Source organism: Bacteroides sp. D1, from assembly GCF_000157095.2.
Lineage (GTDB): Bacteria > Bacteroidota > Bacteroidia > Bacteroidales > Bacteroidaceae > Bacteroides > Bacteroides xylanisolvens.
This window is the reverse complement of record NZ_JH114332.1, coordinates 134,700-153,580: the sequence shown is the minus strand read 5'-3', so window position 1 is coordinate 153,580 and position 18,881 is coordinate 134,700. Positions and strand designations below refer to the sequence as shown.

At 44.2% G+C, this 18,881-nt stretch carries 12 protein-coding genes; 5 read left to right on the top strand and 7 right to left on the bottom strand.

The window, feature by feature from the left end:
* Window positions 1-306: 306 nt before the first annotated feature.
* Window positions 307-1,278, bottom strand: a complete 972-nt coding sequence (locus BSAG_RS17860) for a pectinesterase family protein (protein WP_004315061.1) — start codon at window positions 1,276-1,278, stop codon at window positions 307-309.
* A gap of 9 nt (window positions 1,279-1,287) precedes the next feature.
* Window positions 1,288-2,487, bottom strand: a complete 1,200-nt coding sequence (locus tag BSAG_RS17865; RefSeq protein WP_004315060.1) for a glycoside hydrolase family 88 protein — start codon at window positions 2,485-2,487, stop codon at window positions 1,288-1,290.
* A gap of 301 nt (window positions 2,488-2,788) precedes the next feature.
* Between BSAG_RS17865 and BSAG_RS17870 the strand changes: the two genes are divergently transcribed.
* From BSAG_RS17870 to BSAG_RS17880, 3 genes are all read left to right on the top strand, one after another.
* Entirely contained in the window at window positions 2,789-4,195 is a 1,407-nt protein-coding gene (locus BSAG_RS17870; protein WP_004315059.1) for a PTS galactitol transporter subunit IIC, read from the top strand.
* Window positions 4,196-4,259: 64 nt separating this feature from the next.
* The gene (kduI, locus tag BSAG_RS17875) at window positions 4,260-5,180 is read left to right on the top strand and encodes a 5-dehydro-4-deoxy-D-glucuronate isomerase (RefSeq protein ID WP_004315058.1); all 921 of its coding nucleotides are present in this window, start codon (window positions 4,260-4,262) and stop codon (window positions 5,178-5,180) included.
* A 266-nt stretch (window positions 5,181-5,446) separates the two neighbouring features.
* Window positions 5,447-6,964, top strand: coding sequence for an MFS transporter (locus tag BSAG_RS17880; protein WP_004301500.1), 1,518 nt, complete (start codon window positions 5,447-5,449; stop codon window positions 6,962-6,964).
* Window positions 6,965-7,364: 400 nt separating this feature from the next.
* Here the strand turns inward: BSAG_RS17880 and BSAG_RS17885 are convergent, their stop codons facing one another.
* The 5 genes from BSAG_RS17885 to BSAG_RS17905 form a co-directional block, all read right to left on the bottom strand.
* A complete protein-coding gene (locus BSAG_RS17885; protein ID WP_004315055.1) occupies window positions 7,365-10,751 on the bottom strand; it encodes an AAA domain-containing protein in 3,387 nt (1,128 codons plus the stop codon).
* Window positions 10,714-11,556: a twin-arginine translocase subunit TatC gene (gene tatC, locus BSAG_RS17890; RefSeq protein WP_004315054.1), complete on the bottom strand. Its 843-nt coding sequence runs from the start codon at window positions 11,554-11,556 to the stop codon at window positions 10,714-10,716. Before tatC ends, BSAG_RS17885 begins: the two co-directional genes overlap by 38 nt.
* Before the next feature lie 17 nt (window positions 11,557-11,573).
* On the bottom strand, window positions 11,574-11,795 hold the full coding sequence (gene tatA / locus BSAG_RS17895) for a twin-arginine translocase TatA/TatE family subunit (RefSeq protein ID WP_004301497.1): 222 nt from the start codon (window positions 11,793-11,795) through the stop codon (window positions 11,574-11,576).
* A gap of 113 nt (window positions 11,796-11,908) precedes the next feature.
* The gene (locus tag BSAG_RS17900) at window positions 11,909-14,449 is read right to left on the bottom strand and encodes a bifunctional UDP-N-acetylmuramoyl-tripeptide:D-alanyl-D-alanine ligase/alanine racemase (protein WP_004315053.1); all 2,541 of its coding nucleotides are present in this window, start codon (window positions 14,447-14,449) and stop codon (window positions 11,909-11,911) included.
* Window positions 14,425-15,444: a GSCFA domain-containing protein gene (locus tag BSAG_RS17905; protein WP_008017880.1), complete on the bottom strand. Its 1,020-nt coding sequence runs from the start codon at window positions 15,442-15,444 to the stop codon at window positions 14,425-14,427. Before BSAG_RS17905 ends, BSAG_RS17900 begins: the two co-directional genes overlap by 25 nt.
* Before the next feature lie 167 nt (window positions 15,445-15,611).
* On the opposite strand from BSAG_RS17905, the gene dxs reads away from it, so the two are divergent.
* Both dxs and trkA read left to right on the top strand, forming a co-directional pair.
* Complete coding sequence (gene dxs, locus BSAG_RS17910) at window positions 15,612-17,516, top strand: 1-deoxy-D-xylulose-5-phosphate synthase (protein WP_004315051.1); 1,905 nt, start codon at window positions 15,612-15,614, stop codon at window positions 17,514-17,516.
* Between the two features lies 1 nt (window position 17,517).
* Window positions 17,518-18,858 (top strand): Trk system potassium transporter TrkA, encoded by a 1,341-nt coding sequence (gene trkA, locus BSAG_RS17915; protein ID WP_004305310.1) that lies wholly within the window; start codon window positions 17,518-17,520, stop codon window positions 18,856-18,858.
* Window positions 18,859-18,881: the final 23 nt, after the last annotated feature.

The following is an 18,881-nucleotide window of genomic DNA, read 5'->3' as shown; positions in this document are numbered from 1 at the left end:
TTGTATCTTACTTGCAATCAACTGATTGCAGCGTTGCAGATACTGTTGCAGATACCGTTGCAGATGTTTATCTGCAACACCTTATATAATCCTGTTTTGCACGCAGGCAAATTCAGTTTCCACGCATAGGAACTACAGTTTCCCCGGGAAGAAACGCTAGTTTCCACGTAGAGAAACGACAGTTCCCACATAGGGAAACTGCAGTTTCCTGCCTTGGAACAGGAGTTTTAAGCTAGGGAAAGCAAAGAGCCAAGCCCGGAAACAAAAATTTCAAGCTGCATAAACAGTCGGAAAACCTACGTATTTTTATTTATAGGGATACCAATTACTGCTTTCCTTAAAGATATTTTGCGGAGTATACTTCATTGCCTCCTTATTTGTCAACTGTTTAGCCCATGCCACACGCCCGGAAGTATCTGCGCCCGCACCCGTATTTCCGAATTCGGCATAACGGGCTGTCTTTTCGTTCTCCGGATTCTTCCAATTGTGCCATCCTTCGGGACGGATATGATTACCAAACTCACAATTGATAAAGACCGTTGCCGCATAAGGACGCCACGGACGACCTAAATATACTTTTTTCACTCCCGGAGCGGCCGTCAACTTACAGTTTTTGAAAACATAACCGAATTCTTCACTTTGAGGAGTGGAAGCGGCAGTGATATACGAATCACGTTTACTATGCAGTTCACAATATTCGAATAGAGCGGTGGAAGGACCAAAAATAAAATCGGTAGTTCCCTCGATATAGCAATTTGTGAATAAGAGACGCGCTCCTTCGGTTCCTGTATAAATAGTATCCTGATTTCCCAAGAAACGACAGTTGACAAACATCAGTCTGTCACCTTCGGTGTGAAGAGCTACCGCTTGCCCCAGTGGAGCCGCATTATTTTCAATCGTCAGGTCTTTGAAAGTGATGTCATTCCCTTCCACTTTTACCGTATAGGTACGGAAAGTACCCATCTTATTGATATTGGCATGGTCATCGTAAGTGATAATCGTTTTTTCTGCGCTTTCGCCCACTAATTGCACATTCTTTACCCAGGAAGGAATGACCAGTTTTTCTTTGTATATACCGTTCTTGATAAATATCGTCACCGTATAATCCATAAAAGCGCGGACAGCTTCCACGGCTTCCTGAATGTTACGATACTCCCCTGTCCCGTCGCGTGCCACAACTAATGTGTCTTTGCGTTGCTGTTGTTGTGCATAAACAGATGTTGCTCCCACACCCAGTAGAAGCAAACACATCATTCCTTTAAAAATACTCCTTTTCATTGTCGGAAATTACTTTTGTAAACGTTCGTATTCCAAGCTAGCCATAATAAAAGGTCCTACGGCTTTAGGATCGTTATTGCGGATAGTTTCATTAATATAATAGTCATAATCGCCGGAACGATAGACCTTTCCTCCCAATCCTGCCACTGCACAAGCCTTGGTGATGGTTACCAATCCGTTCTTGTCCACTTCGATAAAATTATCCAGGAATCCTTTGTAGCCTTTCAATGCCACATCCAGATAAGACTTATCAATATATCCCAGACGAACCGCCTTAAAGAGCGAATAAATGAACATAGCGGAACAGGAAGATTCTACGTAATTACCCTTATCACCACTCCGGTCCATCACCTGATACCATCCTCCGGTCTTCGGGTCCTGAAGTTTCTTCACCTGCACAGCTACATTATTCAATATATCAAGCAGGGAATCTCTTCCGGCTTCATGTTGCGGAATAAATTCGAGCACATCCACCAATGCCATCGCATACCATCCCATTGCACGTCCCCACGTATGTTTCGACTGTCCGGTCACCGGGTCCGCCCAACGTTCGGTGCGGCTTACATCGCACGCATGACGATAAAGACCATTTTTAGGATCGTACGTATGACGGGCACAAGTGACAAACTGGTTGATTACATCTGCATAGTCCTGCGGAAGATTATTACGGAATGCATATTCCGCGTAGAAAGGAGCTCCCATGTAAATTCCGTCCAGCCACATTTGGTGGGGATAAATCTTTTTATGCCAAAAACCACCGTCCTCATTACGCGGTTGTCCTTCAAACTGGCTATAAAGCAGGTCGAGCGCTTTCTTATATTTAGGATTCTTGGTCTGCTCATAGATACGGAAAAGGATTTTTCCGGAGTTGATACGGTCGAGACTGTAATCGGTTAATTTATAAGCGGTAATGCTTCCGTCCTCGTGCACCATTGTATCCGCATACGCGATGGCGTAATCACGAATTTTCTTGTCGCCATAAGCGTCGTACACATCGAGCATGGCTCCCAGTTCAAGTCCGTGGCAATAATCCCACTTCAGTTTCGGCTGAAAGTCGAGCTGCCAGGATTCGGGGTAACGGATCATTTCCGATTCAGTCAGTCGCACAGACCAGGGAAGTTTGCTGTCTACCTGTTGTGCCGATACAGAAGCGGTCATTGTAACCAATAAAGCCACTATAAAAAAATTATAAAAAGGAGTTCGTCTCATGGTTTGTTATTTTAAGGATTCAACATAGTCTTTTTTCACGGTACGAAAGTAGTGTTTTTCCTCCAAACCCAGTGGGATTTTTTAGTCAAGTAGGTGCATTTTTTGTTTTTCGTGCACGGAAACGACTAATTTTGTGCACGCAAACGTCAAAAATGTCCATTTTTGATGCAATATCTCATAAATTAAGAGTTTCGTTTTGGAAGAAAGCAAAAAAGGTCTTACTTTTGGCACGGTTTACAACTAATACCCTCTGGGGAAACACAGGTAATTTATCATTAAAACAGAGAAAAAATAGAACAGAATGGAAGAAGTATTTAAGTACATTATCGGTCTTGGAGCGGCAGTAATGATGCCAATCATTTTCACGATTTTAGGAGTATGTATCGGTATTAAACTTCCCAAAGCGCTGAAGAGCGGTTTGTTGGTTGGTGTCGGTTTCGTTGGTTTATCAGTAGTGACGGCATTGCTCACCAGCAGTCTGGGTCCGGCATTAAGTAAAATGGTTGAAATCTACGGATTGGAATTGGGAATTTTCGACATGGGTTGGCCTTCTGCTGCGGCGGTAGCTTACAACACTTCAGTCGGTGCTTTCATCATCCCTGTTTGCTTGGGAGTTAACTTATTAATGTTGCTTACCAAAACAACCCGTACCGTCAATATCGACCTTTGGAACTATTGGCACTTCGCATTTATCGGTGCTATCGTGTACTTTGCTTCCGACAATATCTATTGGGGATTCTTCGCTGCTATCATCTGCTACATCATTACGCTGGTAATGGCTGATATGACTGCTCCTGCTTTCCAAAAGTTCTATGATAAAATGGACGGTATCTCTATTCCTCAACCGTTCTGCCAAAGTTTCGTTCCGTTTGCTATTGTAATCAATAAACTATTGGATAAAATTCCGGGATTCGACAAACTGAATATTGATTCTGAAGGATTGAAAAAGAAATTCGGATTGATGGGTGAACCGCTGTTTTTGGGTATCGTAATTGGTTGCGGTATCGGTGCATTGGGCTGCGGAAGCTGGAAAGAAGTAGTAGACAGTATTCCAAGTATATTAGGACTGGGTATCAAAATGGGTGCGGTGATGGAATTGATTCCACGTATCACCAGCCTCTTTATCGAAGGTTTGAAACCGATCTCTGACGCTACCCGCGAACTGATCGCTAAAAAATATAAAAGTAACACCGGACTAAGCATCGGTATGAGCCCTGCACTGGTTATCGGTCACCCGACTACTCTGGTGGTATCTCTGTTGTTGATCCCTGTCACTATCTTCCTGGCTGTTATCCTTCCGGGCAACCGTTTCTTACCGCTGGCTTCTCTGGCAGGTATGTTCTACCTGTTCCCGATGATTCTGCCTATTACAAAAGGTAACGTAGTGAAATCATTTATTATCGGTCTGGTAGCATTGATCGTAGGTCTGTATTTCGTAACAGAACTGGCAGGCTTCTTCACACTGGCTGCTAAAGATGTATACGAAGCAACAGGCGACCCGACAGTAAATATCCCTGCGGGCTTTGAAGGCGGCGCGCTTGACTTTGCTTCCAGTCTCTTCTGCTGGGGTATCTTCCACCTGACTTACAGTCTGAAGATTATCGGCCCTGCCATCCTTGTGGCACTGGCACTCGGAATGGCTATCTACAACCGTATCCGCATGACTAGAAACGACGCAAAGAACGCATTGAACAGTAATAAGGAATAAGTCGAAAAGCCTTTAACTGATAATAAGTAGTATATAATATATAACTCAATAAAAAACTCGAAAGATGAAAAAATTAGCAATTGCAATGATGTTGGGTATCGCAGCAATGTCTGCCTCCGCCCAGGTGAATTACAAGATGCAAGTGGCTTGCAGTCCGCAAGACGTGAAAACGTATGATACTAACCGCTTGCGCAGTAGCTTCCTGATGGAAAAAGTAATGGTTCCGAACGAAATCAACGTTACTTATTCTATGTACGACCGTCTGATCTTCGGTGGCGCAGTACCTGCAACAAAAGAATTGGTACTTGAAACAATCGACCCGTTGAAATCTAAATTCTTCCTCGAACGCCGCGAACTGGGTGTCATCAACATTGGTGGCGAAGGTATCGTAACCGTAGACGGTAAAGAATATACGCTGAAATTCAAAGATGCCCTGTACGTAGGTAGAGGCAAGCAGAAAGTGACTTTCAAGAGCAAAGATTCCAGCAATCCTGCCAAATTCTACATCAACTCGGCTACTGCCCACAAGGAATACAAGACTCAATTGATTACTATCGACGGACGTAAAGGTTCTCTGAAAGCAAACTCATTTGCTGCCGGAAAGCTGGAAGAAAGCAACGACCGCGTTATCAACCAGTTGATTGTTAACAACGTACTTGAGGAAGGTCCTTGCCAATTGCAGATGGGACTGACAGAGTTGAAACCGGGTAGCGTATGGAACACCATGCCGGCACACACTCACTCTCGTCGTGTAGAAGCATACTTCTACTTCAATGTACCGGCAGGAAATGCTATCTGTCACTTCATGGGCGAACCTCAAGAAGAACGCATCGTATGGATGCAGAACGAGCAGGCTATTATGTCACCGGAATGGTCTATCCACGCTGCTGCCGGAACAAGCAACTACATGTTTATCTGGGGAATGGCAGGTGAAAACCTCGACTACGGAGACATGGACAAGATCAAATATACAGAAATGCGCTAACCGTTGCGTATTCCTGTTCATGCATATAATCAATGATCCGAAAAACTTCATTCTTTTCTCTTGCGGGAGAAAGGGATGAAGTTTTCCGGATTTTACGTATTCTTCCCCCAGAGAACAAATACTCGTTACCTTATTATATATAGGATGTAACAAAATCCAACTATAATGCAACGAATAATACATGATTTTGACCAATTTTTACAAATAAAATTCAGTCGAAATACCGACCTTTGTCAACGAATCAAAATCTATTTAAATCCATTATCATGAATGCATTTCAAAAAACAGGCGAAAAGATGACAAACTACAGATGGACCATCTGTGCTATGCTATTTTTTGCTACTACAGTTAACTATCTCGACCGTCAGGTTCTCTCATTGACGTGGGATGAATTTATCAAACCGGAATTCCACTGGGACGAATCTCACTACGGTACTATTACTTCTGTTTTCTCCATTGTATACGCTATATGTATGCTGTTTGCCGGTCGTTTTGTCGACTGGATGGGAACTAAAAAAGGTTTTCTATGGGCTATCGGTGTATGGTCGGCAGGTGCTTGTCTTCATGCCGTTTGTGGCATTGTTACAGAAGCACAAGTTGGGCTTCATAGTGCAGCAGAACTGGCCGGTGCCACAGGAGATGTGGTAGTGACTATTGCTACTGTCAGTATGTACTGCTTCCTCGCCGCCCGCTGTATCCTTGCTTTAGGAGAAGCCGGTAACTTCCCTGCCGCTATTAAAGTAACTGCAGAGTACTTCCCTAAAAAAGACCGTGCTTATGCTACTTCTATCTTCAATGCCGGTGCATCTATCGGAGCATTGATCGCTCCTCTTACCATTCCTATTCTGGCAAAAATGTTCGGTTGGGAAATGGCATTTATCGTAATTGGTGGACTTGGCTTTATCTGGATGGGATTCTGGGTGTTTATGTATGATGCCCCGTCGAAAAGCAAACATGTCAATCAGGCAGAGCTTGACTACATCGAGCAAGATAATCGCGAAGCAGGCAGTGCTCCAATGACAGACGAAAAAGATGAAAAGAGAATGAAGTTCTGGCAATGTTTCAGCTACAAACAAACATGGGCCTTTGTCTTCGGTAAGTTCATGACTGACGGCGTATGGTGGTTCTTCCTTTTCTGGACTCCGTCTTATCTGAATACACAATTCGGTATTAAAACCTCCGACCCGCTAGGTATGGCGTTGATCTTTACGCTTTATGCAGTGACTATGTTATCTATCTATGGTGGTAAACTACCTACTATCTTCATCAACAGAACAGGTATGAATCCGTATGCAGCCCGTATGAAAGCGATGCTAATCTTCGCCTTCTTCCCGCTGGTTGTACTATTAGCACAACCGTTAGGTACTGTTTCTCCATGGTTCCCGGTTATCTTAATCGGTATTGGTGGAGCTGCTCATCAATCCTGGTCGGCCAATATATTCTCTACCGTAGGCGATATGTTCCCAAGAACAGCTATTGCAAGTATCACCGGTATAGGTGGTATGGCAGGAGGCGTAGGCTCTATGATTCTTCAGAAAGTGGCAGGTAACTTGTTCGTATATGCTTCCGGAACAACGATGATCGACGGCAAAGAGGTGGAAATGACAAAAGAATTACTCGAACAAGGAGCACAATTCGTACACCCAGCCATGACATTCATGGGATTCGAAGGCAAACCAGCCGGATATTTCGTTATCTTCTGCGTATGTGCAGTAGCTTATCTGTTGGGTTGGGTTATCATGAAGGCATTAGTTCCGAAATACAAACCTATCGTATTAGAGTAAATCTATTCGAACAGATAGAATCGTTAAAAACAAAAGAGTAACTCGTCGCCGAGTTACTCTTTTGTTTTAACCAATTATTCAAAAAAATGAAAAATGAAAAAATAAAAAAGCCTCTTCTCACGAAGAAGGCTTTTTAGGTTTACTTATCCTGCATCATCATCCTGCAAAATTTTTAACCGAAACACTAGAAACAGTGTTTTTGCATTCCTATAATGAAGTATAGTAAACGTTAAGATGAAAAAAAGGGAAGTCTCACGACTTCCACAATTCTTCTAACCTTAAATCTAAATCTCTATGAAAAAAACGTGTTGCAAATATAGGCGTTTGTTCAACATAGAGGTGTTAATGAATTGCATAAAGAGAGAATAAAAACTAACATCTGCAAAAATGATGCAATTTTTCAGGAGCCTTCTATTAATTTTAATAAACTTTTATAGAGAGGATTGCGTTCCAAGAGTTCGGGAACTCCCGTGATGAACATCTGTTTCCTTGCACGGGTCAAGGCAACATTCAGTTTCCGGTCAATCAAAACACCCTCTTCTTCTGTCAGATTGGATAGAAATTTTAATTGATAAGGGTAGTTGACACAGAAGGAATAGATTATTACATCACGCTCGCTTCCCTGGAACCGCTCCACCGTGTCAACCAGAATGCGATTCAAAACCGGAATACCTACTGATTCTATTTCTTTTTTAATCAATGCTATCTGACTCCGGTAAGGAGTAATGATTCCTAAAGTACGGGATTCGTCAAAATCCGACTGATGGTGTTCATAAATGCGAACGGCTAAATCCGCAACGATACGTGCTTCCGAATAGTTGATTTTGGCAGATGCTCCTGCTTTCTCCGGCACAGACGGATAAAAGGCTAAACGGCAGATCGTGTCCGAGTCCTCTATTTGATGAGGTAGTCCGACAGGAATCAGCCGCCCCCCGTAAAAAGCACGATTGGCAAATAAGGCAACTTCCGGATGCATGCGTCCCTGACGACAAAGCATATCATAGGAACGATGAATAGCAGACGATGAACAGGCTGCCGTACAGTTCCGATAAAGACGTTCGAACAAAGAATCTTTCAGATTGCTCAATCCGATAGACAGTAATGATTCATCATAGATTGCCGCCTGTTCCGCGTTTTGCTGCACAACAGCAGGCAGTTGCTTATGATCTCCGATCAATACAAACTTATCTATTGCATCTTTTTCATCTTCTCCACGTGCACAGAGGATTCCTAACAACTGCGGTTCCAGGATTTGGGTAGCCTCATCAATAATAGCTACATCAAAATGTTTCAAGCGAAACAGTTCCGGCTTACCGGAAATAGCCGCTACCGTTCCCACAATAATCCGACAATTCCGAATACGCTCGTAAACTTCCGAACGACGGTTGCAAGAGGATAATTCATTTTCAATCAGATGCCCGCGGTAGGCTTCATCACATGACAATTCACTTCCTACCCGGATAAAGTCAACTGCCGGAGCAATGGAAGCCAACGACTTGCATATCTCATCAACCGCCCGGTTGGTATAGGAAAGCAAAAGAATCTGCGCATCCTTGTCTGCATGGAAAGTCTCTACCATTTTCTTCAAGGCACATGAAGTCTTGCCTGTTCCCGGAGGTCCGATAAGAAGGAAATAGTCCTGTGCGGCTTTTGCCTTCAGGGCGACTCGCGTAAAATCGTCTTCCGAACAGAAAATCATGGAATCCAATGATTTATCAAACCTCGGAGGACGTTGTGACAGCAACAAGTCACGACGTTCTTTTCTTGCAGAAAGATAAGCATATAATCCCTGATACATCGAGCGGAATGTCGTATCCATTGTATCATGCTCTATGGCATAAAGGCTTTCGGTCGGAAGTACGGATGGATTCTGCTGGGTAGCACGCAAGCGGATACCTATTTCGTTTTCTGTCAGATACTCGATATTGCCTTTGAAAACCATTTTATTGGTGACATTATCTGTATCACAGTTTCGTTCATAAAGGATAATGGCGTCGCCTTGACGGAAATTAGGAAGGAAAGTTTCAGCATGAAGCATCTCACTTCCAGCGGTAAGAGTAAGTCCGGCTTTATATTCATCGGCGGCATGGTTCTCCTTTATTTTCAGATCATAAATGATTTCTCCAGCCTCACATTTCTCCGCCAATGTAGAGAGCCACAAAGAAGCTGCCCCTGTACGTCCCTCATAATCCACGTCACCGGATTTTGAGGTATAAAGTTCCTTTGTTATAAAGTTGTACACCGCATAGAAGTAATTCTTTTCCAATGCGGAAAGAGCTTTCAGCTTCGATTGAAAGTTATCAATAGAAGGACGCAGGTATGTTTCCCAGAAACGCCCTTTCAATCCTCGTTCATTCAAGGTGGAAGCATTGATTTCTTCCAGTTTTTGTGACGTATACTCCAGGCTGTTTCGTAATTGGATGCCATATTCATCGGCTACAATCCGGTTACGCAAATCAATTACCCGGCGTACCATCGCCCACGAAGGACGGGAAGGGTAAAGAAGCGGATAGCGGGTATAAAGCAAATAAGCTTTCACTTTTCGGTGATCCATTCCCATCGAATATTGCAATACCGCCTGATAAAGCAACATCTGTACTTTATTATTCTCTTTCGGTTCTACCTTGCCCCGGATAGCATACTCGTCCGCTTTACCGGATTTCATTTCGATAAAAGAAGACATATCCCGCTGCATATAGTCAAGACGTCCCTGGAGTCCGAGTGCTTCGCAAATATAAGATGGTTCGAGCACGGCATCTGTCTTGTCAAGCTCATAGCCGGCTGCATGAAAGGTGTCATTTACTGTTTCACGAATATGATCGAAGTGCAATTTGCAGTCTTCAAAGAATTGGCGTTCTTTCTCCTTGTCTCGCAAATCAGAGCAGGCGGCCAGTTCAATAGGATAACGCCGGAAGGCTTTCTGCATACAGGTACGATAGTCTATCTCTTCACTCTTTGCATGAATCCATTCGTCCAGAAAAAGGTTGGCTATATTTCCCAGTAATAAAGGACGAGCATTTTCGATCGGTTGAAGACGGGAAAGAAAATAGTTGGCCGGATGGTGTCCGTAGTCACGGAAACACTCGGCAAGGGAACTGATGTCAAGCAAGTAATCCGGTTCGAGTACGATAAAAGAAGGGGTCAGGATTCCTGCTTCATCGATGGCTACATCCAATAAATTGACTTGCGCATGCCGCCAAAGCAGCTTGCACGTTTCTGCAAACTCTTCATTGATTTGAGGAACATTATAACGGACAAGGTATGGTTGCTCAGAAACTTCATCCAAGGGAGTCACATACAGATATTGTTCGTCGGCATACTGGAAACAGACACGCATCCGCTGTACCCGCTCGCGGGCAGGAGGCGCAACCAAATAGGTGGCATCCGCACGCGGAAATAGTCGATATAGTTCCAGAGGAATATCTTCATCCAAGAGTTTACGGATAAAGAAAGCCAGAGTTTTCGCATCCCGCAAGAGTTGTTCTCGGTTGGGCTCTTGTTGACGGTTCAGGATAGCATTTGAAGTTAACCGGAAAGTATGCAGCCGGTTCTGCTCTGTAACAGAAAGACCCACCTTAGCTGACACAAAACTAATTCGTGCGGAAAGATCGGTCATCTGTAAACTTTCGTTTTGCATTTGCCCGCGACAAATGCGTTCCAGCAAGTCGCGCATTTGCTTATATCCTACGGCAAGATAGGCATCTTCTGCCCGGCAAACTGCTAAAAGGATTTCATAAGATTCTATCGCTTCATTCTTCGGACAAGGCAACTTCATCTCCAGTTTCATCTTCTACTTCCTCTTCCTCTTCGGTTTTCTTCTTGTCTTTTATCATCAAAATACTCATCTCGTACAACAGATAAAGTGGAATAGCTACGACACTCAATGTGAAGGGATCGCCTGTCGGAGTAATAATAGCAGCTGCTATCACGATGACAACCACCGCATGACGGCGGTATCTCCGCAAGAAAGACTTGTTCACCACTCCCAGCAAAGAAAGCAGCCATGTAACCAACGGAAGTTCAAAAGCCAATCCCATGCAGAGAACCAGCATCATAAAATTATCTATATAGGAATTAAGCGACAAGATATTCTCCACTTCCGAACTCAACTGATAGGTAGACAGGAAACGGAGAGTCAGCGGATAAACCATAAAGTAACCCAGCAGTACGCCGATGAAAAACATCACCGTTCCGATAGTCAATGCTTTACGCACGCCCTTTCTCTCATTCGGATAAAGAGCGGGATTGATGAAACGCCATATTTCAAAAAAGATATAAGGTATAGCCGTCACCACCGACATCCAAAATGCTGTCGACATGTGAATAAAGAAAGGAGCAGCCAAGTTGATATTGACCAGCTTCACATAAAATTGTTGTGTGAAGAAGTCATCGGTCAAATCAAATGTTTTACCGATATGCCGTAATAAATCGTAGAATATGAAATCATTGTGGCAAGGTGCAAGTATTACATGGTCGAAGAGGTAGGGCATAGCAATAAAATAGCCTATCGCCAATACAAACCAAACTCCAACTACCCGAAAAAGCACCTTACGCAGTTCGTCCAAATGATCCCAAAAGGTCATTTCTGCCATCCGTATGTTGTGCTCTTTTAGTTCTTAGAAGGATCTACAGGTTTGTCCAACTCGTCTTTTGCCTTGTTTATTTCATCTTTCGCTTCGTTCACACCGTCTTTGAAACTTTTTACACCTTTGCCTAATCCGCGCATCAGTTCAGGTATTTTCTTTCCACCAAAAAGAAGAAGGATAACCAAAGCGATAATAATCCATTCGGAACCACTAGGCAAAAAGCCTAACAATAATAAGTTTGTCATAAGTTTATTTGATATAAGAGGTTTTTAATAGTTGCTGCAAATATAATCATTTTCACCACAGGTTACATAGATTAGCCCTGTTTTTTATGACAACACAGGGTTATTAGAAAATTCTAATCCTGATAATATACCCGCTTCACCCGTGTCGATATACTTGTCAACACTTCATAAGGGATCGTATCCAGCTTATCGGACAACACCGTAATCGGAAGATCATCACCAAAGATGATAGCCTGATCGCCTTCCCGACAATCAATATCCGTCACATCGATCATGCAGACGTCCATACAGATATTCCCTACATAAGGAGCTTTCTTTCCGTTCACCAGGCAATAGGCGTTGCCGCGTCCCAAATGGCGGTTCAATCCATCCGCATAGCCGATAGGAATGGCCGCAATGCGTGAAGGACGTGCCAAATGCCCCATCCGGCTATATCCTACCGTATCTTCTTGGGGAACATCCCGTATCTGAAGAATGGTAGTCTTCAACGTACTTACATTATGTATAATCGAATTGTCTATCGGGCTAACTCCATAAAGTCCGATTCCCAAGCGCACCATATCAAATTGTGCATCAGGGAAACGCTCGATTCCTGCCGTATTACAGATATGACGGAGAATCTTATGAGAGAAGGCAGCCTGCAATTCTTGCGAGCCTTTCTCGAACAATTCAATCTGCCTGCGAGTGAAAGCGTCGAACTGCGGCGAATCACTTCCTACAAAATGAGAGAATACCGAACGGGGGATCACCGCACTCTGATTCTTCAGACGACGAATGAGCAATGGTATATCTTCTACCGCAAAGCCCAGACGGTGCATACCTGTATCCAGTTTCACATGAATCGGGAAGTTGGTGATTCCTTCTTTTTCTGCTGCTTTGATGAGCGCATCAAGCAGATGGAAATTATAGACTTCCGGTTCCAGCTTATAATCGAACATGGTTTTGAATGCCGTAAGCTCCGGATCCATAATTATAATAGAGGCGGTAATACCTGCTTTGCGAAGTTCGGAACCTTCGTCAGCCACGGCCACAGCCAGATAATCGACATGGTGTTCCTGCAAGCTCTTGGCTATTTCGTACGAACCGGCTCCGTAAGCGGATGCTTTCACCATACAGATCACCTTTGTTTCCGGATGGCGAAGCATGGAACGGTAATGGTTCAGATTGGCGACCATCGCTCCCAGGTTTACTTCAAGGATGGTTTCATGCACCTTCAATTCAAGTTCTTCGGATACCAAATCAAAGTTGAACACGCGCGAACCTTTTACCAGAATTACTTCCGAATGAAGTGATTTGAGTATGCCGGATGTAAGAAGTGCTTCTGTGTTAGGAAAGAAGTAGCGTTCGAGATCGTCATCAAAACGAGCGGAACAGGAGGATATTTCCTGCCCTACACCAATCAGTTTATTTATTCCTTTACTCTGCACCAACTGTGCTACACGCCGGTAGAGCGTAGCGGTACTTTGGCCGGTTTCCAGTATATCCGACAGGATCAGTGTCCGCTTCAAGCCTTTCTTTTCCGAACGGCGTACCAGAAAGTCGAGTGCAATATCCAACGATGCCAGGTCTGAATTATAACTATCATTAATCAATACGCAGTTATTCTTTCCTTCTTTCACTTCCAGACGCATGGCAATCGGTTCGAGACGGGCCATCCGTTCGGTGATCTGGTCGGCAGGTGTCATCAGGTAAAGACAAGCTGCCAGGCAATTCAGCACATTTTCAATGGAGGCGTCATCGATGAAAGGAATACAGAATGTATTATCCATTTCCAGATAACGATAGGATATAACGGTATGATCTTCTTTCTTGATTACACGGCTGATATACAACGGACGTTCAATATCCCTACGGCTCCAGGCTATTTCACGTGCAGTCAGCATTGATTTTGCGACACAATTACTGATTAATTCGTTATCGCCGTTGTAAATCACTACATCGCAGTCTTTGAAAAGCGTCAGTTTCTCCATGCATTTCTCTTGCAATGAGAAGAAATTTTCCTGATGGGCACCGCCGATATTGGTCAGAATACCAATGGTAGGCTTTATCATTCGTTTCAAGGCTCCCATCTCTCCCATTTCGGAGATGCCGGCTTCGAAAATGCCCAGTTCTGCTTCTTCTGAAAGTTGCCATACAGAAAGAGGAACTCCGATCTGCGAATTATAGCTACGCGGAGAACGGACGATACAACGATCCGGACTAAGTAACTGGTGCAACCACTCTTTCACAATGGTTTTTCCATTGCTTCCGGTGATACCGATCACAGGGATTTTAAATTTATCACGATGCGCTTCGGCAAGCTTCTGCAAAGCCTTCAGAGGATTGGGAACGATAAGGAAATTGAGAGTTGAGAGTTGAGAATTGAGAATTGGCTGCGCATCATCATCCTGCCCAGATTTCTCCATTTTCAATTCTCCATTCTCAATTAATTTAAAGTCTTCTTCTGTTATTACAAAATTGCGTACGCCCCGGTCGTATAATTCGGGGATATAACGGACTCCGCTATTTCGTTTGGTAGTTAAAGCAAAAAAGAGAGTTTCTTCCGGAAAACTCAAAGAGCGGCTGTCTGTTAACAGCCAATCAATAGTCGCTTTATGTTTGCCCATACGGCGGGCACCGATACTTTTGGCTATGGATTCAATCGCATATGACATAGTTCTGTTTCTTTTTGAAAATCTAAGTACGGGTATTTTCCGATAAGTCGTTCTATTTTTAACACTATTTGTCCTAAAAAGCGTTGATACGCCTCTGACTCGGGGTGAAAGGGTTTATGTGCCAAGTCCCAGCGGATGTCCTGCACTGCCATGATAACCTGCTTTGTTTCAGCGGAAAAGAAGGTTTCGGAGAAGCGTTCCCACAGGTAACGAATCGCCAGAGGAGACGGATGCAGCATATCGTCAGCATAGAAGCGATAATCACGCAATTCGTCTAATATGATTTCATAAGAGGGGAAGTAGAACACTCGTTCCGGGAACAATTGCTGCAACCGGTCGATGGCCAGTAACAACGTAGATTTACTTAATTGATTGGCGTGCATTCCGTCGCGTATATGACGGATCGGGCTGACTGTAAACAGCCATTTTAATTCCGGATTGCAGGCTGCCATTCCGGTGATGAGCGCTGTATAATCTTCTACAATTTCTTCAACAGTAAGCCGGTAACGTAAGAAATGGTTTTCCGGCAGTTGATGGCAGTTGGCTACCACTTGCCCACTCTCTTTTTGTTTATAAACATAAGCGGTGCCCAAAGTTACCATTAGCCAGTTCAACTCCGGTAGTCTTTGATGGGCGTGATGAAGACGGGCATTTATGGTATGCAACGTTTCTTCGGGCGTAAAAGCTGAAAAAGAGCCGTGATGCATCGGACTATGCCATAAGTCTTTGTAGGTAAACAAATCCTGGCTGGTATATTCTTTATGTCCCATAATCTCTCTCAAAGCGGATGAGACGGACAAAGGATTATAAAGGATACCAAAAGGATTCAGATCCAGCTGAAACCCGGCGTCCATTAATTGTCTCCCGATATTTTCTGCAAAACAGGAGCCCATCAAAAGAATACGATCTGCATGACTGACAGGTGGCATCCCGGCAGGCAATTCTACAGATGTTTGAAAGTTCATACGATTTTCCATCATTTCATTACGTTTCATATGCAAAAGTAATCAAAAAACAATTTCCTACCTCTTTTTCCTCACGATTCAATAATCTTAGGGAGTATGGAAAAACAGATACGTCCCTATGCCGAATAAGATTTTATAAAAAAAAGGGGGGCGAATATACTTTCTTTTCGTATTTTTGCACTAAATTTCCTCGAATCATGAAGAATGAACCGATATATAACTTGCTAAACACTATCAATTATCCTGACGACCTGCGAAGACTAGACGTAGAGCAACTGCCGGAGGTATGTAGTGAATTAAGGCAAGACATTATTAAAGAACTTTGCTGCAACCCGGGGCATTTTGCTGCCAGTCTGGGAACAGTGGAGCTGACCGTAGCTTTACACTACGTCTACAATACACCTTATGACCGTATTGTATGGGACGTGGGACATCAGGCATACGGCCACAAAATACTGACAGGACGCCGTGAAGCCTTTTCTACGAACAGGAAACTCGGAGGAATCCGCCCTTTCCCGTCTCCGGAAGAAAGCGAATATGATACTTTCACGTGCGGACATGCTTCCAATTCTATTTCTGCAGCTCTCGGTATGGCTGTCGCAGCCGCCAGAAAAGGAGATGTCAAACGCCATGTAGTAGCCATCATCGGTGACGGTTCCATGAGTGGCGGACTGGCTTTTGAAGGGCTGAACAATGCATCTGCCACGTCGAACAACCTGCTCATTATCCTGAATGACAATGATATGGCCATTGACCGTAGTGTAGGAGGTATGAAGCAATATCTCTTCAACCTGACAACTTCCAACCGCTATAATCAGTTACGTTTCAAGCTCTCGCGCATGTTATTCAAGCTCGGCATCCTAAACGAAGAACGTCGCAAAGCGCTCATACGTTTCGGGAACAGCCTGAAATCAATGGCTGCACAGCAACAGAATATTTTCGAAGGGATGAATATCCGTTACTTCGGTCCGATAGACGGACACGACGTAAAGAACCTGGCAAGAGTATTACGTGATATCAAAGATATGCAAGGACCTAAAATCCTGCATCTACATACTATCAAAGGAAAAGGATTCGGTCCGGCGGAGAAACACGCTACCGAATGGCATGCTCCCGGCAAATTCGATCCGGTCACCGGCGAACGTTTCATTGCCAACACTGAAGGAATGCCTCCGCTTTTCCAGGATGTATTCGGAAATACATTGGTAGAGCTTGCCGAAGCCAATCCGAAGATTGTCGGTGTCACTCCCGCCATGCCTAGCGGTTGTTCGATGAATATACTGATGGAGAAAATGCCCAAACGTGCGTTTGATGTAGGCATCGCCGAAGGACATGCGGTTACTTTCTCCGGTGGGATGGCAAAAGACGGACTGCAACCATTCTGCAATATCTATTCTTCTTTTATGCAACGGGCGCATGATAATATCATCCACGACGTAGCGATTCAGAATCTCCCTGTTGTTTTGTGCCTCGACCGCGCCGGATTGGTTGGCGAAGACGGTCCTACTCATCACGGAGCTTTTGATATGGCATGTTTACGCCCGATCCCTAATTTGACTATCAGTTCCCCGATGGACGAACATGAATTACGTCGCCTGATGTATACGGCACAATTGCCGGACAAGGGACCGTTCGTGATCCGTTACCCCCGTGGACGCGGCGTACTGGTGGACTGGAAATGTCCGCTAGAAGAGATCCCGGTAGGAAAAGGACGGAAACTGAAAGAGGGTAGCGACCTTGCAGTGATTACTATCGGACCGATAGGAAACGTAGCCGCCCGTGCCATCACCCGGGCAGAAGCTGATTTCGGTCTGTCGATCGCCCATTACGATTTGCGTTTCCTGAAACCGCTGGACGAAGAGCTATTACATGAGGTAGGACGCAAATTCCAACGTGTCCTGACTATCGAAGACGGGATTATCAAAGGCGGTATGGGTAGTGCTATCCTTGAATTTATGGCAGACAACGAATACAAACCAACCGTGAAGCGTATCGGTATCCCCAACCTATTTGTAGAGCATGGATCAGTTGCCGAACTGTATCAACTGTGCGGCATGGATGAAGAAGGGATTCTGACTAAAATAAAAGAATTTATCAATTGACATGAAGATTATTATTGCCGGTGCCGGCAACGTAGGCACCCATTTGGCCAAGTTGTTATCGCGCGAAAAGCAAGATATCATCTTGATGGATGATGACGAAGAGAAACTAAGCGCTCTTAGTGCCAATTTTGACTTGCTGACTGTTGCCGCTTCTCCTTCTTCCATCTCCGGATTGAAAGAAGTGGGCGTCAAAGAAGCCGACCTGTTTATCGCAGTCACACCGGACGAAAGCCGTAACATGACTGCCTGTATGCTGGCTACCAATCTGGGAGCTAAAAAGACAGTGGCACGTATCGACAATTACGAATATCTTCTGCCCAAAAATAAAGAGTTTTTCCAGAAGTTGGGAGTAGATTCTCTGATTTACCCGGAAATGCTGGCTGCCAAAGAAATCGTATCTTCCATGCGTATGAGCTGGGTACGCCAATGGTGGGAGTTCTGTGGAGGTTCTCTAGTTCTGATTGGCACGAAGATGCGCGAAAAGGCTGAAATCCTGAATATACCGCTGCATCAGCTAGGCGGTCCTAACATACCTTATCACGTAGTAGCCATCAAACGTGGAACGGAAACGATTATTCCCCGTGGAGACGATGTCATTAAATTGCATGATATTGTTTATTTCACCACTACCCGCAAGTATATTCCTTATATTCGTAAGATAGCCGGCAAGGAAGATTATGCCGACGTACGCAATGTGATGATTATGGGGGGAAGCCGTATCGCAGTCCGTACCGCACAATATGTGCCGGACTATATGCAGGTGAAAATAGTAGATAATGATCTGAACCGTTGCAACCGCCTTACGGAGTTACTGGATGATAAGACAATGATTATCAACGGAGATGGTCGCGATATGGATTTGCTCATCGAAGAGGGACTAAAGAATACCGAAGCATTTGTTGCTCTGACCGGTAACTCGGAAACGAATATTCTAGCCTGTCTTGCCGCTAAACGTATGGGAGTGGAAAAGACAGTGGCAGAAGTGGAGAATATCGACTATATCGGTATGGCGGAAAGCCTTGACATCGGTACTGTTATCAATAAAAAAATGATTGCTGCCAGCCATATCTACCAAATGATGTTGGATGCCGATGTGTCTAATGTGAAATGTCTTACTTTTGCCAATGCGGACGTTGCTGAATTCACTGTACCGGAAGGTGCTAAAATCACCAAACACCTGATTAAGGACCTGGGACTCCCGAAGGGTACTACCATCGGAGGAATGATCCGCAACGGAGAAGGTATCTTGGTGACGGGTGATACACAAATCCGTCCCGGCGACCATGTAGTCGTATTCTGCCTGAGTATGATGATTAAAAAGATTGAGAAGTTCTTTAATTAAGCATAAGATAACTAAACCAATTT

What these genes read in the sequence shown, in the direction of transcription:
- BSAG_RS17885 (WP_004315055.1), bottom strand. Translation starts at nt 10,751, where the DNA reads ATGAAACTGGAGATGAAGTTGCCTTGTCCGAAGAATGAAGCGATAGAA.
- BSAG_RS17870 (WP_004315059.1), top strand. Translation starts at nt 2,789, where the DNA reads ATGGAAGAAGTATTTAAGTACATTATCGGTCTTGGAGCGGCAGTAATG.
- kduI (WP_004315058.1), top strand. Translation starts at nt 4,260, where the DNA reads ATGAAAAAATTAGCAATTGCAATGATGTTGGGTATCGCAGCAATGTCT.
- trkA (WP_004305310.1), top strand. Translation starts at nt 17,518, where the DNA reads ATGAAGATTATTATTGCCGGTGCCGGCAACGTAGGCACCCATTTGGCC.
- tatC (WP_004315054.1), bottom strand. Translation starts at nt 11,556, where the DNA reads ATGGCAGAAATGACCTTTTGGGATCATTTGGACGAACTGCGTAAGGTG.
- BSAG_RS17860 (WP_004315061.1), bottom strand. Translation starts at nt 1,278, where the DNA reads ATGAAAAGGAGTATTTTTAAAGGAATGATGTGTTTGCTTCTACTGGGT.
- BSAG_RS17880 (WP_004301500.1), top strand. Translation starts at nt 5,447, where the DNA reads ATGAATGCATTTCAAAAAACAGGCGAAAAGATGACAAACTACAGATGG.
- BSAG_RS17900 (WP_004315053.1), bottom strand. Translation starts at nt 14,449, where the DNA reads ATGTCATATGCGATTGAATCCATAGCCAAAAGTATCGGTGCCCGCCGT.
- tatA (WP_004301497.1), bottom strand. Translation starts at nt 11,795, where the DNA reads ATGACAAACTTATTATTGTTAGGCTTTTTGCCTAGTGGTTCCGAATGG.
- BSAG_RS17865 (WP_004315060.1), bottom strand. Translation starts at nt 2,487, where the DNA reads ATGAGACGAACTCCTTTTTATAATTTTTTTATAGTGGCTTTATTGGTT.
- dxs (WP_004315051.1), top strand. Translation starts at nt 15,612, where the DNA reads ATGAAGAATGAACCGATATATAACTTGCTAAACACTATCAATTATCCT.
- BSAG_RS17905 (WP_008017880.1), bottom strand. Translation starts at nt 15,444, where the DNA reads ATGAAACGTAATGAAATGATGGAAAATCGTATGAACTTTCAAACATCT.